At 69.4% G+C, this 14441-nt stretch carries 21 protein-coding genes; 19 read left to right on the forward strand and 2 right to left on the reverse strand.

What is annotated here, in order from left to right:
- Positions 1 to 2 precede the first annotated feature (2 nt).
- From ACQP1V_RS43210 to ACQP1V_RS43295, 18 genes are all read left to right on the forward strand, one after another.
- Positions 3 to 1166, forward strand: a complete 1164-nt coding sequence (locus ACQP1V_RS43210) for a coiled-coil domain-containing protein (protein ID WP_433426287.1) — start codon at positions 3 to 5, stop codon at positions 1164 to 1166.
- A complete protein-coding gene (locus ACQP1V_RS43215) occupies positions 1163 to 1414 on the forward strand; it encodes a hypothetical protein (RefSeq protein WP_433426289.1) in 252 nt (83 codons plus the stop codon). Before ACQP1V_RS43210 ends, ACQP1V_RS43215 begins: the two co-directional genes overlap by 4 nt.
- Complete coding sequence (locus tag ACQP1V_RS43220) at positions 1398 to 1919, forward strand: J domain-containing protein (RefSeq protein ID WP_433426291.1); 522 nt, start codon at positions 1398 to 1400, stop codon at positions 1917 to 1919. The genes ACQP1V_RS43215 and ACQP1V_RS43220 overlap by 17 nt, the downstream gene beginning before the upstream one ends.
- Positions 1920 to 2007: 88 nt before the next feature.
- Entirely contained in the window at positions 2008 to 2805 is a 798-nt protein-coding gene (locus ACQP1V_RS43225; RefSeq protein ID WP_433426293.1) for a hypothetical protein, read from the forward strand.
- A 1011-nt stretch (positions 2806 to 3816) separates the two neighbouring features.
- On the forward strand, positions 3817 to 4197 hold the full coding sequence (locus ACQP1V_RS43230; protein ID WP_433426295.1) for a hypothetical protein: 381 nt from the start codon (positions 3817 to 3819) through the stop codon (positions 4195 to 4197).
- Positions 4198 to 4272: 75 nt separating this feature from the next.
- The gene (locus ACQP1V_RS43235) at positions 4273 to 4908 is read left to right on the forward strand and encodes a hypothetical protein (RefSeq protein ID WP_433426297.1); all 636 of its coding nucleotides are present in this window, start codon (positions 4273 to 4275) and stop codon (positions 4906 to 4908) included.
- Between the two features lie 90 nt (positions 4909 to 4998).
- On the forward strand, positions 4999 to 5703 hold the full coding sequence (locus ACQP1V_RS43240; protein ID WP_433426299.1) for a hypothetical protein: 705 nt from the start codon (positions 4999 to 5001) through the stop codon (positions 5701 to 5703).
- 282 nt (positions 5704 to 5985) lie between these two features.
- Positions 5986 to 6588 carry a hypothetical protein gene (locus ACQP1V_RS43245; protein ID WP_433426301.1) on the forward strand — a complete coding sequence of 201 codons (603 nt, stop codon included), beginning with the start codon at positions 5986 to 5988 and terminating at the stop codon, positions 6586 to 6588.
- Between the two features lie 367 nt (positions 6589 to 6955).
- On the forward strand, positions 6956 to 7183 hold the full coding sequence (locus ACQP1V_RS43250) for a helix-turn-helix domain-containing protein (RefSeq protein WP_433426303.1): 228 nt from the start codon (positions 6956 to 6958) through the stop codon (positions 7181 to 7183).
- Between the two features lie 118 nt (positions 7184 to 7301).
- Entirely contained in the window at positions 7302 to 7826 is a 525-nt protein-coding gene (locus ACQP1V_RS43255) for a DUF6283 family protein (protein ID WP_433426304.1), read from the forward strand.
- Positions 7823 to 8812, forward strand: a complete 990-nt coding sequence (locus ACQP1V_RS43260; RefSeq protein ID WP_433426306.1) for a tyrosine-type recombinase/integrase — start codon at positions 7823 to 7825, stop codon at positions 8810 to 8812. The genes ACQP1V_RS43255 and ACQP1V_RS43260 overlap by 4 nt, the downstream gene beginning before the upstream one ends.
- Before the next feature lie 682 nt (positions 8813 to 9494).
- Positions 9495 to 10280, forward strand: coding sequence for a DNA adenine methylase (locus tag ACQP1V_RS43265; RefSeq protein WP_433426308.1), 786 nt, complete (start codon positions 9495 to 9497; stop codon positions 10278 to 10280).
- A 2-nt stretch (positions 10281 to 10282) separates the two neighbouring features.
- Positions 10283 to 10738 (forward strand): XF1762 family protein, encoded by a 456-nt coding sequence (locus ACQP1V_RS43270; RefSeq protein WP_433426309.1) that lies wholly within the window; start codon positions 10283 to 10285, stop codon positions 10736 to 10738.
- A 38-nt stretch (positions 10739 to 10776) separates the two neighbouring features.
- A complete protein-coding gene (locus tag ACQP1V_RS43275; protein ID WP_433426311.1) occupies positions 10777 to 11859 on the forward strand; it encodes a hypothetical protein in 1083 nt (360 codons plus the stop codon).
- A complete protein-coding gene (locus tag ACQP1V_RS43280) occupies positions 11856 to 12038 on the forward strand; it encodes a hypothetical protein (RefSeq protein WP_433426313.1) in 183 nt (60 codons plus the stop codon). Before ACQP1V_RS43275 ends, ACQP1V_RS43280 begins: the two co-directional genes overlap by 4 nt.
- Before the next feature lie 10 nt (positions 12039 to 12048).
- Entirely contained in the window at positions 12049 to 12402 is a 354-nt protein-coding gene (locus ACQP1V_RS43285) for a RyR domain-containing protein (RefSeq protein ID WP_433426315.1), read from the forward strand.
- Between the two features lie 13 nt (positions 12403 to 12415).
- A complete protein-coding gene (locus ACQP1V_RS43290) occupies positions 12416 to 12727 on the forward strand; it encodes a hypothetical protein (RefSeq protein WP_433426317.1) in 312 nt (103 codons plus the stop codon).
- Positions 12728 to 12761: 34 nt separating this feature from the next.
- Positions 12762 to 13052, forward strand: a complete 291-nt coding sequence (locus ACQP1V_RS43295) for a hypothetical protein (RefSeq protein ID WP_433426319.1) — start codon at positions 12762 to 12764, stop codon at positions 13050 to 13052.
- A gap of 5 nt (positions 13053 to 13057) precedes the next feature.
- Here ACQP1V_RS43295 and ACQP1V_RS43300 read toward each other — a convergent pair whose 3' ends face one another.
- Positions 13058 to 13363 (reverse strand): hypothetical protein, encoded by a 306-nt coding sequence (locus ACQP1V_RS43300; RefSeq protein ID WP_433426320.1) that lies wholly within the window; start codon positions 13361 to 13363, stop codon positions 13058 to 13060.
- Positions 13360 to 13620 (reverse strand): hypothetical protein, encoded by a 261-nt coding sequence (locus ACQP1V_RS43305; protein ID WP_433426322.1) that lies wholly within the window; start codon positions 13618 to 13620, stop codon positions 13360 to 13362. Before ACQP1V_RS43305 ends, ACQP1V_RS43300 begins: the two co-directional genes overlap by 4 nt.
- Before the next feature lie 69 nt (positions 13621 to 13689).
- On the opposite strand from ACQP1V_RS43305, the gene ACQP1V_RS43310 reads away from it, so the two are divergent.
- Positions 13690 to 14424, forward strand: coding sequence for a ParB/RepB/Spo0J family partition protein (locus ACQP1V_RS43310; RefSeq protein ID WP_433426323.1), 735 nt, complete (start codon positions 13690 to 13692; stop codon positions 14422 to 14424).
- The last annotated feature ends 17 nt before the right edge of the window (positions 14425 to 14441 follow it).

Raw genomic sequence — 14441 nt, forward strand, 5'->3', positions numbered from 1 at the left:
ACATGACCAGCAAGTCCGACGTCCGAAAGCTCGTCGAGGCCGAAACAGAACGCCTGGGCTTCACCATGAAGCTCGCAGGCGGCAAGTGGCTGATCACCAACCCCGCCAACGGCCGCACCGGAGAGATCCCGCTGCAGGCGATGGGCCGCGGCCTCGACAACTACCGGACAAAGATCCGCTCACTGCTGCACGACCACCCCACCAAGCCGCCCATGGTCGCCGCCACCGACCCCGACACCGAGAAAGCCGACAGCATGCCCCGTGACACCTGGTGGAGCGTCGACACCCTCGTCGACGCAGCCCGCGCGAACGGCATCCGGCCGTACGTGTCAGGCGGCATCCTCCACACGCCCGGCCCGGTCGACGCCAAGCCGTACGCGGAGATGCTCCAGGTCCGCGAAGCCGAGGTGATCGCCCACCTCACCAACACCGCCGCCTCCACCACCACGAGACAGGGAGAACCCGACATGCCGACGATCGGCGAATCCGCGCACGTCACCAGGAGCAAGCCCCGCAACGTCGCGGCCGACGCCGAAGCACTGTGGGAGCTGCTGCGCGAGGCCGCACGCGAGCAGGGCGACAAGCAGCTCACCAACGGCGGTGTCGTCGGAGTCCAGTGGTGCGGCGCCCTCGCCGACATCATCAAGGCCACCTGCCCCGACTGGGACGCAGTGCATGAGAAGGAGGTCCGGCAGTACCTCAACCGGACCGAGCACACCCGCTGCCACCGGCCCCGCGCCACCCCGCCGGTGTGGTGGGTCGCGCTGAAGTGGAACAACGGCGACCTGACCGTCACCAAGGTCACGCCCAAGCCCGGACCCGCGCCCCGGCGCGCCACATCCGCCCCCACTCCCGCACCGGCCGCCGCGGCGCCGGCGTCACCGAGCCCGGCCCTGACCGCACTCCGGGCATTCGAGACCACCCTGCGCGAAGCCGAACGGCGGGCCGCGACCGCCGAACGGGAACGCGACCAGGCCCTGGCCGAGCTCGACGATGCGTACGAGCAGCGCGACCGGGCACTCAACGAACGCGACAAGGCCACGGCCGAGCTGAAGAAGGCGACGCAGGAAAGCGGCCCGCTCCGGGCCCAGTTGGAGCAGGCACAGGCCGAACTCGCAGCCATCAACGACCTGTTCACGCGCCTGACCGGCGGTGGTGCGTCGTGACCGCTCTGGCCTGCGCGACCGTCGTGTTCGGTTTCCCGCCGTGCCCGTTCGACGTCGTTGGCGTCTACACCACGGCGTGCGTCCACGAGCACATCCAGGACGAGCCGGTGTGCGCTCACCACCTGCCCGCCCTCGAGCGCGGCGGCATGAGGTGCACCGACTGCCGCACCGCCGGGCACATCTGCCTGCTTCTGCCGGTGGCGGTGGTCGATCCGGATACGGGGGAGCGGCGTGCTCTCCGTCGCTGACCTCAAGCCGTGCAAGGGCAGCAAGCACAAGCAGCCCTGCGGGAAGAAAGTCCGGTGGACCCGCACCCAGGCCGGACTGACGTTCCCGGTTGATCCGGACCAGCACCCGGACGGCAACACCGCCGTGTGGCGGGACGTCCACGGGGTGCTGCGGTCGCGGACGATCACGGCCGCCCAGCCGCTGGTGCCACCGGAGAAGCGGATGATGCCGCACGCCGCAACCTGCACCGGCGCCCCCCGCGTTGAGACCCCGCCGCCTCGGCCGCCGAAGGCCTCGCCGCCGGCCGGGCACCTGTACGACGTGCTCGGCGTCCCGCGCGACGCCACCATGCGTGACATCCGCTCCGCATACCGGCGGCTCGCACGCGAGCTGCACCCCGACGCCAACCCCGACCCGGCCGCCGTTGACCGCTTCAAGGAGGTGACCAAGGCATATGACGTGCTGTACGACCCGGACCAGCGACGCACCTACGACGCCACTGGACGGCCGCCCAGACCCAGATGACGGCCGATAGCGGAACCGCTTACGGTGGCGGGACGCCTCTTCCCTCGGTGGCCCTGCCAGAACAACCAGCTCGAAGGAGAGGCGGCCCATGCCGTGGGTTCGTATCGACGACCAGTTCCCCGTGAACCGGAAGGTGCGGCCACTGTCAGACAAGGCGTTCCGGCTGCACGTGTCGGCGTTGTGCTGGTGCAACGCCAACCTGACGGACGGCTGCATCACCACCTCGGAGCTCCGTTACGTGTCCGACGTTTCAAGCCCGAAACGGTACGCGCGTGAGCTTGTCGACGCTGGTTTGTGGCACGAAACCGAGCAAGGTTGGAGCGTCCACGACTACCTCGAATTCCAGGCGTCCGCCGAGAAGATCAAAGAGGATCGTGCGGCGAAACGTGCACGTCAGGAGCGGTGGGTGGAGCGTAAGCGTATGGAGCGAGACGCATCTAGAGACGCGTCTCATGACGCGTCCGAAGACCTGTCTGGAGACGCCCCCCCACTCCCACTCCCATCCCATCCCATCCCAAGAGCAAATACATCTAGTCAGTCATCTATCCCGCCGTACCCGGCTGGGCGACCAGACGACGACGACGATGATGATCTTTCTCGCGAGGTGGACGAGATGGTCATGCGCCTGCTCGCTCCGCTCGCGACGCAGCCCATCACCCGCGAACACGCCGCATGGGTCAGGAAGACGATCCTCGCCAAAGGCCGCGGGCGAGTGCAGCACAAAGCCGCGTACGTGCGCCGCGCGCTGGAGAAAGACCCCCGGCCCTACCTGCCCCAGCAGCCCACCACCACCGCGGCGGCAACCCCCGCCGGCCGGTGCCTCATCCACCACCAAGACCTGCCCTGCCGAGGCTGCGCAGCCGACGCGAAAGCCCGAGCTGACTGAACGCGTTGGCGGATGACGCGACACCTCGCACGCCCGCCACCAGCACAAACACGGCGACCCGCCACACGCCAGGCCGCCAAAAGGGTCGGAAGCCACGCGGGAAACCCCCGAAGAACCACCGAAGGACCACCCCAGCCCGTCAGCGGCGCCGGAGCCCGTCTCCTCGTCGCTGATGGGCTTTTTTCATGTCTTCAGACGCGACAGACCGGAGTAGACGCACCACGCGCGACAGGACGCACACGCTAGAACGCGCTGAGAGCAACGCTGAGACACGAACACCACGCGGTCGGTACCTCTTATACCCCCCAAGATCAAAAACGCTTAGAAGAGAACACAGAACACCAACCACACCAACACCACCAAACGCGCTGGGCTGTGCGGTCGGCGGCGGGCGATGGTCTGGTTTCGTGCCAATGCACAAGATCGTCAGTCAGTCCACGCGTTGGAAAGTGCGTTCGAATACGGGGGCCCGGACTGGCCCGCCCCGTGATCGAGCATGCGTGCGAATGTTCCGCAAACCCGCAGGTCACAGCCCTTTCGCCGCCCGAATGATCGTTATCAACCCGTTAACTGATTGTCGGATCTGATACCCGCATTGTCGGTAAGGTCGTTGCCATGCAGACACGAAAGCGAGACACGATCACGGCAAGCGCCACCGGCGCACTCGCCGCGATCGTCGTCCTCACAGTGACCGGAGGGACGCACACGCTGCGACTCGCAGCCGACGTTCCCCCGCCACCCGACCCCACCCCCACCGTTACCGTGCTCGTCACCGGTCCCCCCGGACCGCAGGGCGAACCCGGCCCCATGGGTCCGCAGGGACCGCAGGGACCGCAGGGCGAGACCGGTTCTGTCGGACCCGCCGGACAGGTCGGACCCGCCGGACCCGTAGGCCCGCAGGGACCGCAGGGACTCGCCGGAGCCAAGGGCGAGAAAGGCGAGAAGGGCGAAGACGGCAAGCCCGGTCCCGCAGGCTCACCCGGTCCCGCAGGTTCGCCAGGACCGAAGGGCATGACCGGTCCCGCCGGAATCGCCGGAGCGCAGGGCAAGCCCGGACCCGCCGGACCGCAGGGCGAGAAGGGCGAGAAGGGCGAGCGTGGCCCGGAGGCTTCATCCGTGAGCCGCCCGGAGCCGTCGCCGTCGCCGGACCTGTTCGAGCCGATCCCAGAGCCGTCGCCGTCGCCGTCGCCGGAAGTCGACGACATCGGCGACGCGGAGCAGGTTTCCAACGACTTCCCGATCATCGAAGTTGGCAGCCTCCTAGGTGTCCTGCTGGCCGTCCTGCTGTGGATCCGCCGCCGCGCGCTGTGGCGTTGGATGCGCAGCCTCACCGGGCGCGACGCCACCGCGCCTGTCGACAGCGGAACCGCTGTCGACCGCACCGACGACTAGGCCGCACCCGCGACCTAGCCCAACCCCGCCCCGTCCGCACCGTGCGGACGGGGCACCCCACGAAAGGCAAGATCAATGCAGTTCACCGCGAACCCCGCCGAACTCTTCGACGCGATCGAGGTTCTTACCGCCATCCACCCGAAGGCGTTCGGCCGCATGGGCGTCAGCCGCCCCACCGGCATCCACGTCCTCGGACTGGCCGCTACTGGACGTCTCGCCGAGCTGTCCGCCGCCGACACCGAAGGCAGCTTGGCCGACGTCATCCTGACGGGTGACCAGATCAAGGACCTCCCCGCCGAGTGCGTCGCCACGTGGAACAAGCGGAAGATCAGCACGTACGCGCTGATCGGCGCGCACGTCGCCGCCGTCCTCGGTTTCAAGCCCGGCACCATCGAGAGCCTCGGCAAGGTCCCCGGAACGTCCGCGCCGACCGTGCAGAAGCTCCTGTCCGACCTGCCGGAAATGGAGGAGTACCGGAAGGAGATCGAAGCGCGCCGGAAGGCCGCAGCGAAGCACGCCGCCGACAAGACCGCCGTTAAGTCGCAGTTGCAGGCCGCGAAGGACTTCGGCATCAGCGACCCGACCGAAGCGCACTTCGCGCGGATCATGGCCGACCGCGACCTGTCGTGGGAGCAGGTGAGCGGCATCATCGGCGAACTCACGAAGGACGCCGACGCCGCCACCAAGGCCGACGCGACCGCCGACGCGTAACCGGTCCGCGAAACCCCGCAGGGTGCCCGTGATCGGGGCACGGGCACCCGCCCTCGCCACCTACCGCCACAACGTCAGGGAGAACCCACGATGGACCTCTACGCCCAGGCCAGGACCGCCGCAGACCATGCCCGCCGACTCATGCGCGTGCACGCCGCCCACACCCACACGTGCGCCACCTGCGCTTTCCGCCGCCCGTGCGAGCTGTCGCTTGCGTTGCTGGACGACGCGACCGACGCAGGCCGACGCGCCGCCGACGCACTGCACGCGTACGCGCCGCCCGGAACGTTCGCGTACTACCAGGGTCCGAAGATCAACCGTCACGGTGGTTGGACCGTGGCCGGACTGTGCCGATGCTGCAACCGCGCGGCGTACCTCCTGGCCAGGCCCACCGGCCTGCAGCTCACATGCGTCACGCCGGATCAGTTCGCCCTCACGGCCGCCGGTATCGAGCCGGAGGGGATCATGTCGGACGTCCGCACCGCAGCGCGTGAACTGTCGCGCGTGCTCGCCATGCTGGACGTTCCGCTGATCATCAACGTGGACGAGGACCGCGACGGAGCGCCGCGCGTGGCGTACGCCAGCCGCGAATTCGACCGCGCCATGACCGCCGTTGCCGCCATGGGTCACAGGCTGCACGCGTCCTACGCCACGGCAGCGCTCACAGCGCTGGAGAGTCTGCGCACGTACGCGCGGCACGGAGCGACGAACGGCATCCTTCACATTGCGCACGCCGCGCGGAGGATCATCGCGCAGCTTGAGAAGCCGACGACGCGCCGACCGTCGAGCCGATGACCGCGCGCTGAACGCGAGCGCCGATAGCGGGAACGCTGTCGGCGCTTTCGCGCGCCCCCGCCCCGCCGCGTCGGGCGGCCGGCCTGGCCGGTGTCGTCTTGGTTGCGATCGAAAGGAGTTGATCTTGTAGTGTGGTGGGGTTTCTCGGGCTGCTCGGGGGGTGCCGTGTCTGTGGCGTGTGTGGGTCCGTGTAATGGCAGGTCGCGCCGGGCGTGGTCTGCGTTCGAGGCCGCGCAGGTTGAGCATGCGGATGCGGTCGACGTGTGGGTGAGGCGCGGCGAGGTGGGGGAGCCTCCTGCCGAGCCGGTGGTGCCGGATGTGCAGTGGCGGCCGGGGGAGCCGCTGGTGTGTGGTCGCTGTCTGGCGTCGGTGCGGGCTGCGCTGTTGGAGGTGGATGTGTTCGCGGCGCAGTTGGCCCAGCAGGTGGATGGGTTTCGTCCGCCGTCGAAGTGGGCGCGGGTGTCGGGGTCGCGGCCGAAGCCTGCGGTGTCGCCGGTGGGGGATCTGTTGGAGGAGTTGACGGGCGGCCTGGTGGATTTCGAGGTTCGGGCGCGTGCGTGGTTGCGGGCGGCGCCGCGGTTGGTGGGTGCGCGGTCGGCGGTTGCGAGGTCGCGTGCGGTGGCGTGGCTGGTGGAGCGACTCGATTCGGTGTTGGTCTGTGAGGACCTGGTGGGTCTGGTCGAGTTCGCGCTGTCGTGGCGGGTGCGGTTGGAGCGGGCCGCGGGCGATGAGCCGCCTGCGTGGACGCCGGCCCGGTGCTCGTGTGGTGAGCGGTCGTTCCGTTGGGACGCCAAGGCGGGCTTCTATGTGTGTTCGGCGTGTGGGACGCACGTTTCGGAACCGGAGGCGGCGGCGCGGGTGGAGGACGAGTCGCCGGGTTGGTAGCGGTTCCGCTGTCGGCTTGGCAGTCTGCTGGTTGGTGTGTAACACTTCGGCTCGACGGAGAGACGTGTGCCCTCGGACGGTTGTTCGGGGGCTTTTGTGCTGTCTGGGGGTGTTTCGTGCTCCCTGTGACGGCGAAGGTTGCTGCGTCGAGGTTGGACCGGACGGCGGTGACGATCCGCCAGTGGGCGCGCCGGTATGGGGCGCGGAAGCTGGGTCGGGCCGGCCGTGAGGTGGTGTACGACTTCGACGATTTGGCGACGATCGAGGGTTGCTTGTGGCGTGGCGATCCTGTCCCCTCTTCGCCTGAGGCTCGTGACGTGTTGCGTGCGTCGTTGGCCCGGGCGGCTTGACCTGAAGGAGTCCCCTCATGTCGGTGTTGGTGAAGAAGAACGCTCGGGTTGTCGGGGAGGAGCGTGCGCGTCTGGGCGCGGAGTTGAGGAAGCGGTACGAGGCGGGGGAGACGGTGCGTGAACTCGCGTCGTCGACGGGCCGCTCGTACGGGTTCGTCCACCAGGTGCTGAGCGAGGCGGGTGTGAAGCTGCGTTCGCGGGGTGGGGCGTTCCGGAAGAAGGAGAAGGCGGCGGCTGCGGCGTAGTTGTTCGCGCGTGTGTGTCGGTTCGCAGTGTGGTTGATCATCGCTCTTGACTCATGATAACTTCGCTTATCGTGAGCTAGGACTCATGATCGTTAATCCCCTCTGCGAAAGGCACGCAATGCGCGACCTTCCCGGCGACCGGCTCCACACGGCCGCCAACGACGTCCCCCTCGGGGTGCCACCGGAATACGGCAGGAACGGGCCGCGGGCCGAGGTGGTCTGCGAAGGCGCTGACGGCTGGGGCGTCGTCCTCGTCGAGCACGAGTGCGACGGATTCCAGACCCGACCGTGCCCGGACTGCCCGTGGCGGACGGACGCCCCGGTCGGGGCGTTCCCGCCCGAGGTGTACCGACACAGCGCGCGGACCACGTACGACATGGCGACCTCGGCGTTCGGCTGCCACATGTCGGGGTCGGCCAGGCCGAAGACGTGCGCGGGGTTCCTGCTGCGGGGCGCGTCCGACAACCTGATGGTCCGGGTGAGCCGCGCCGACTACTCGGCGGTGCATTCGACGGTCGAGCTGTACGCCGACTACCGCCAGATGGCCATCGCGAACGGTGTGGGCCCAGACGATCCGGCGCTCACACCGTGCCGGGGCGACCGGCCGGTGACGTACCTGCCGCACGCCGAGGCGGACGCATGACGGCCGAGCTGGACCGACTCGCGGCCGAGCTGGCCACCGCCGACGAGGCCGAGCTGCATGCGCGACTGGCCGCGCTCGACGAGGCGGCCGAGCAGATCGACACCCGCGCCGCGAACACCACGCGGAACTACGCAGGCGACTGGCGGGCCTGGCAGGACTACACCGCGCAGACGGGCATCCCGACGCTGGCCGCGACGGTCGGCTCCTTCACCGGGTTCGTGCTGTGGCTCGCCCAGCACGGCAAGGCACCCTCGACGATCCAGCGCAGGTTGTACGGCGCGGCCGTGATGCTGCGCGGGCATGGCGTGGCCGTCCCCGACGATGCAACCAGCAAAGCCAAGGACGTGCTCGACGCCCTCACGCGGAACCTCGCCGAGCGGGGCGAGCAACGCGGCCGGGGCCAGGCGCCGCCGTTGAGTGTCCGCGACCTGCGGAAGATGTCGGCGGCGCTGCCGGACACCTTGAAGGGCCGCCGGGATCGGGCGATCTTGACGGTGGGGTTCGGCATGGCCGCGCGGCGGTCGGAGCTGTCGGGCCTCCTCGCCCGTGACGTGGTCGTGCGCGACGAGGGGCTGAAGCTGTCCGTCCGGTACGGCAAGACCGGCGCCCGCGAGCCTGCGATCAAGCGGGGCACGCACCCGCTGACGTGCCCGATGCAGGCGTGGCAGGCGTGGGCCGGCTCGGTTGAGCTCGACCCGGCTGGTCCGGCGTTCCGGCGGATCGACCGACACGGCAACGTGCTCGGGAAGATGTCGGGGCAGGCGATCGGTAACGTCATCGTGGAGGCGGCCGAGCGGGCGGGCCTCGACGGGATCACCGCGCACAGTCTCCGGGCCGGCCTGGCGACGGCGGCTCGGGCGGCCGGTCATGACGCGAAGACCATCGCCGAGCAGGGTGGTTGGTCGCCGAACTCGAGTGTGCTGTACCGGTACATGCGGATCGTGGACGAGTGGGCGGACAACGCTACGGCGGGGCTCGGGTTGTGACGCGGGTGTAGTGGGCGCGCGGTTTCTTCGCATTCCGCGCGTTCCTGCTGATTCCGTTCGCTGATCACGCGTGATTCGCGCGTCCCAGATCGTTTCTGGGGCATGATCACGGTATTCCGAATGGTAGTGGATCACCACAAGAGTGATCTTGTCAGGAGCGATCCTAGCGCGTTTCCGCTGGTCAACCGACATAACGACAAAACATGTCGGCGGTGGGTGACCATCCCCACCCGCCGCCGACACCCCACCCCCGCCACCCCCGGCACGGCGAACGCCGCCCCCGCGCGGGGCGTCTAGGTACTCAGCAAAAACCTTTTGATCAAGCCAGGCTCCTGTACGGCTCGGCCAGCATCTCCAGTCGGCGCCGCACCCGCTCGTCCCGGCCACAGTCGCACGGCCCGCCCGCGCGCATAAGGGAGTGCCATATGGCGCGCGTCGAACGCAGTGACGATGGATATCCCGTCTGGATCCATGACTGCCCTGCCGCGTCTCTCGACTTCGGTGAGATACGCGTGACCCTGCCTCTCGGTAGCTCGGGATGGCAGTGGACGGACGACGGTGGGCTTACGCCGTCGATCCTGTGCAGGAACTGCGGCACGCACGGATTTTGGGTCGGTGGCGAGGTGCCCTTCTGGCGCTCTTGCTGACGACACCCCTACCGACACACTGAAGGAGGACCGCCATGGCGCTGCGGCCCCCGTTCCAGTACTACGGCGCTAAGGGCAAGCTCGCCCCGTTCCTCGCCTCCCTCCTCCCCGCCCACGAGGTGTACTGCGAGCCGTTCGCCGGGTCCGCTGCGGTGTTCTTCGCCAAGCAGCCCGCGAAGATCGAGACCATCAACGACATCAACGGTGACCTGGTGGCGTTCATGCGGACGCTGCGGGACCAGCCGCAGGCGCTGCAGCGCGCGATCGAGCTGACGCCGTACGCCCGTGCCGAGCACAAGTCGGCCCGGCTGGGTGACACCACCGCGAGTGATCTGGAGCGGGCCCGCCGCTGGTGGATCCAGTGCACGCAGTCTCGATCGGGTGAGGCCGGCGCGTCGTGGCGGCGGCCGACCTCGAGGACGCGGGTGAACAACCCGATGACCGCAAAACGAGCCGCCGCGGCCCTGCGCTGGCACGCGGCCCGGCTGCGGGAAGCGTTCATCGAGCAGTGCGACGCGCTGGAGTTGATCGCCCGCATGGACTCGCCGGAGACGGCGTTCTACCTGGACCCGCCGTACCTGCGCTCGACGAGGAACGCGGCGGGGTCGGGCCGGTACGTCAAGGAGATGGACGCCGACGACGAGCACCGCCCGCTGCTGGAGCTGCTGAACGGCTGCCGGGGCACGATCGTTTTGTCGGGGTACCGGTCGGAGCTGTACGACGAGGTGCTCGCCGGGTGGCGGCGGATCGACTACCGGGTGCGTCAGGCGTCGTCGGACGTGCGGACCCACGCGGTTGAGTCGATCTGGGTCAACCGGTAGCGGTGGGGCTGCGCATCATCCCCGTCACCTTCGCCGAGGCCCGCGCGTACGTCGAGCAGGAGCACCGCCACCACCGCCCGCCAGCGGGCCATAAGTTCTCCATCGGCGTCGCCGACGAGGACGGGACGCTGCGCGGGGTCGCCATCGTGGGCCGGCCCGTCGCGCGGCTCTTGCAGGACGGGTGGACGTTGGAGGTCACGCGGACCGCGACGGACGGCACCCGCAACACCAACAGCATGCTGTACGGCGCGGCCTGGCGGGCGGCGAAGGCCCTCGGCTGGTCGCGGCTGATCACCTACACCCAGGAAGGCGAGTCGGGGGCGTCGCTCCGGGCTGCCGGGTGGACGCCCGTCGCGCACCTCCCGCCACGCCGCGGCTGGAGTTGCGCATCCCGACCGCGCGAGGCGACCGGCAACGAGAACATCGCGCGGACCCGCTGGGAGATCCGGCATCGGTGACCGCCGCGCACCACTCCCCACCCTCTTGGAGCCCCCTCATGCCCTGGATGCACACGACCAACTACGCGCGGGAGGACGGCAACACGCCGGGCGCTCTCGTACACCGCGGGTTCTGGGTTCACGACCTTCCGCGCCTGATGCTGTGGTGTCGGCTCCGTGGCCACCGGCCGGTCGTCGACGGGTACGGCCCCCACGCGGCCGGCCTCCACGCGGCACGCTGGATTGCATGCGACCGGTGCGGTGTTCGGCCGAACCCGCAAGGCGACCTCGACCCCGAGACGTACCAGGTGGGCGAGCCGTACACCGGGCCGTGGGTTCCGCCGACCAGGGTCATCGCGGCGCACTACTGGAAGGAACTGCTCAGCTTGAAGGCGCCGCCGGTCCACCAGGACGACGCGGGGAAGCCGGGCCCGTGGCCCGACAAGCCGGTCGGGAAGGTCGGCGCTGAGATCGTCATCGGCCGGACGTTCGGTGTGTTCTCGGCCGAGGTGAAGGTCGGCAACCGGGGCAGCGAGCACGTGCTGGCCGCGCACCTGCGCATCTGGCCGCTGGGCGCGATCTACCTGCACACCGAGAGGTTCGGCACCTGGCTGCAGCGCCGGTTGAACCCGGACGGGTACGAGTCTCGTGTCATCAGCCTCGACCTGGACGACTGGCGGCTGCGGTGGAAGCTGTGGGCCAAGCGGGACTCGTGGACGCGGGGCACGCCGCGGTGGCAGGACGGGTCGCTGAACCTGGACCTGGTGGAGAAGGTGTTCGGGCCGAAGCGGTACAGCTACGAGCAGGTCGGCAAGGAAGAGATGGGCGTCGTCGTGATGCCCGAGGGTGACGAGCACGAGGTGCGGCTGCGCCTGCAGCGGGAACGGCTCGGCCGGCCGCGGCTGCGGTGGCGTGATCGTCTGTCGTGGTCGGTGTCGTGGAACGCTGAACCCGGCATCCCGTACCGGCACGGCTCGTACGGCGGCGGGACTCGATCCATCGACTCATGGTCTGTCCAGGTGGACGACGAGGCGGTCCGCAACGGCACGTGGCGAGTCGCGGCGCTGGCCGCGATCAGCTCGAAGATGTCGGGGATGCGGGCCCAGCACGACTACCGGCCCTCCCCGGAGGTGGAGGCGTGAGCGCCACGATCATCCACTGGAAGGTCTGCGCGACCGTCAACGACAGCGACCACCTGCCTGAGGGCGTGGGCTGCGACGACGTGACGGCCGAGATCACCGAGGTCCTGGAAGGGGCCATGAAGACCTGGTATGAGCAGCGCGGCCGTGAGCTGCTCGCGTGTGCGCCGTTCATCGTATGAGGGGGAGCGGATGAAGCTGGCCGTGTCGCGGGTCGCCCGCGTGTGCCACGAGGCCAACCGCGTGCTGCAGATCGCTCACGGCGACGCCGCGGTGTCGCCGCACTGGGACGAGGCTCCCGAGTGGCAGCGCGAGTCGGCGGCCGAGGGCGTCCTGCGGGCCATGGCCGGCGCGACGCCGCAGGAGCTCCACGAAGAGTGGTGCAAGACCAAGCTGGCGGCCGGGTGGACGTACGGCCCGGTCAAGGACGCTGACGCGAAGACGCACCCGTGCCTGGTGCCGTACGAGGACCTGCCCGAGGCACAGCGGGTCAAGGACCACCTGTTCCGCGCGATCGTCCGCGCCATAGCGACGCCTGAGCGCTGAGGAGAGGCCAGCGATGTTGGACATCAAGCAGTACGAGCCCGTGCATGCCGTGGTGGAGGCGGTGCAGGTCACCCCGAGCAACGTGGCTGAGGTGGCCGGGTGGATCGGCCAGCATGGGCAGAACGCCGTGGTCGTGGGTGTCCCCGCGAAGGTCGGCCTGTCCGGCGCGTACGTCGATATCGAGACACGCGAGGGCATGGCGCGGGCGATGATCGGTGACTGGGTGGTGCGTGACGGGGCGGGCGAGTTCTACCCGCTGCTCACGTCGGTGTTCCCGCGCCGGCTGCAGGAGTATCAGGAGCCGGAAGAGCCCGGTGGTGTCTGACCCGCGTGCCGCTTGTGTCTGACACAATGGGCGGGTGAGTGGCGACGAGATCCTGTACGACGGCAAGGGCAACGTCATCGACGACGCGTACGCGGCCGAGGCCATCGCCGACGTTCACCGCGCCATCGACGAAGGCCGTGTCCCCGTGCCGACCGGCCGGGGCGGGCGTCCGTCGTTGACCGGCGGCAACACGCACTCGCCGCGGGTGTCGTTCCGACTTCCCGAGGAGCTGCGCGAACTCGCGAAGGCCCGCGCCGCCGCCGAGGGCAAGACCGTCTCGGCGCTGGCCCGCGATGCGTTCGAGCGGTTCCTACGCGAGTCCTAGTCGCGTCAGTCGGGCGTTGCCTCTCCTGCGAAGCGGGGGACTGCCTTGTACCGGCCGCGTGACTGCTCGGCCGGGACCTGCTTGATCTTGCTCTCGGGCACCCACTCGACGTGCTTGGCATGGATCGGCGGCGCCGACGCGAGGTGCGCCGTCGTTGTCCACGTGACCAGCGCCTCCCACTCCTCGCCGGTCTTCCGCCACGCGAGAAGGTACACGCCGCGGGGGTCAAGCTGACCTTCCGGGCGGTACGCGACGAGCGGCGGGATCCACACGGGGTAGGCCGCGTCGTCGTAGGCGCTCGGCTTGTTCACGGCTGCTGCGTCCTCCGCCGCAGGTCCTCGTCGCACGCTGATGTGAGCAGCGCTGCGGCGCTGGACAGCTCGGCGACGTGCTCGGGCGTCATCGCCCCCAGCGTCGCTTGGAGCTGCTGCAGGTCACCCCGGTAGGCCCAGCCCATCGCGCTCTGCGCCGCGAGCGTACGGCCCACCTGCTTGAAGGCCTCGGCGGCCTTGCCCGCCGCTTCGCCGATCTGCTTGGTCACCTTGTCCCAGTCCGGCTGCTGCTCCATCACGCCTCCATCCTGGCGAGCCTTCCGCGGCCGCCGGATCCCCATCTTCCACCCCGCCGAGGAGGTGCCGTGCCTGCGCTCGTCCCTCAGACCTACCGCATGGTCCAGCTCGATGAGCTTGAGCCGCATCCGGACAACCCGCACAAGGGCGACGTGGACATGATCGCCGAGTCGATCAGCAGGAACGGCTTCTACGGCGTGGTCCTGGTCCAGAAGTCGCGGATGCGGATCATCGCCGGGGAACACCGCTGGCGCGGCGCCCGCGCGAAGGGACTGGCTGAGGTGCCCGCGCTCGTCATCGACGTGGACGACGAGGCCGCCACGCGGATCATGCTGGCCGACAACCGCACCGCCGAGCACGGCGACGGCTACGACGAGCAGGTCCTGGCCGAGCTTCTGCAGGGCCTGCCCGACCTCGACGGTACCGGCTGGTCCGATGACGACCTGGCTGACCTGCTCGATGACCTTGACGGTGGTTTCGACGTCGTGGCCGATACCCCGGCCGCTTCACGCCCGGCCGCTCCGGAGCCGGAACGCCCGACCGGTGGCCGGCCGTCGCGCCCGGACCCCGACGACGACGAAGAAGACGACGGGTTCGACGACGAGGACGAGGACGAAGGCAAGTCGGTGGAGTTGCCGCCGCCGCCCCGGCCGAAGTCCGGGACCACCGCGGACCTGCTGCTCACGTTGACCGCGGCCGAGCACGACGAGGTGACCGGCCTGCTCGCCAAGGTCCGGGCCCGTGACGGTGACGCCCCGACCACGCAGATCATCCTGGCCGCTTTGCGCGCCTACGCCGCTTAGAAAGTCCGGAGCCCCTC

This window comes from Microtetraspora malaysiensis, from assembly GCF_050947145.1.
GTDB classification, from domain to species: Bacteria; Actinomycetota; Actinomycetes; order Streptosporangiales; family Streptosporangiaceae; genus Microtetraspora_A; species Microtetraspora_A malaysiensis.

Coding starts and splice junctions, on each gene's coding strand:
- ACQP1V_RS43210 (WP_433426287.1), top strand. CDS start 3: ATGACCAGCAAGTCCGACGTCCGAAAGCTCGTCGAGGCCGAAACAGAA.
- ACQP1V_RS43225 (WP_433426293.1), top strand. CDS start 2,008: ATGCCGTGGGTTCGTATCGACGACCAGTTCCCCGTGAACCGGAAGGTG.
- ACQP1V_RS43230 (WP_433426295.1), top strand. CDS start 3,817: ATGACCGGTCCCGCCGGAATCGCCGGAGCGCAGGGCAAGCCCGGACCC.
- ACQP1V_RS43235 (WP_433426297.1), top strand. CDS start 4,273: ATGCAGTTCACCGCGAACCCCGCCGAACTCTTCGACGCGATCGAGGTT.
- ACQP1V_RS43240 (WP_433426299.1), top strand. CDS start 4,999: ATGGACCTCTACGCCCAGGCCAGGACCGCCGCAGACCATGCCCGCCGA.
- ACQP1V_RS43250 (WP_433426303.1), top strand. CDS start 6,956: ATGTCGGTGTTGGTGAAGAAGAACGCTCGGGTTGTCGGGGAGGAGCGT.
- ACQP1V_RS43255 (WP_433426304.1), top strand. CDS start 7,302: ATGCGCGACCTTCCCGGCGACCGGCTCCACACGGCCGCCAACGACGTC.
- ACQP1V_RS43260 (WP_433426306.1), top strand. CDS start 7,823: ATGACGGCCGAGCTGGACCGACTCGCGGCCGAGCTGGCCACCGCCGAC.
- ACQP1V_RS43265 (WP_433426308.1), top strand. CDS start 9,495: ATGGCGCTGCGGCCCCCGTTCCAGTACTACGGCGCTAAGGGCAAGCTC.
- ACQP1V_RS43275 (WP_433426311.1), top strand. CDS start 10,777: ATGCCCTGGATGCACACGACCAACTACGCGCGGGAGGACGGCAACACG.
- ACQP1V_RS43285 (WP_433426315.1), top strand. CDS start 12,049: ATGAAGCTGGCCGTGTCGCGGGTCGCCCGCGTGTGCCACGAGGCCAAC.
- ACQP1V_RS43290 (WP_433426317.1), top strand. CDS start 12,416: ATGTTGGACATCAAGCAGTACGAGCCCGTGCATGCCGTGGTGGAGGCG.
- ACQP1V_RS43305 (WP_433426322.1), bottom strand. CDS start 13,620: ATGGAGCAGCAGCCGGACTGGGACAAGGTGACCAAGCAGATCGGCGAA.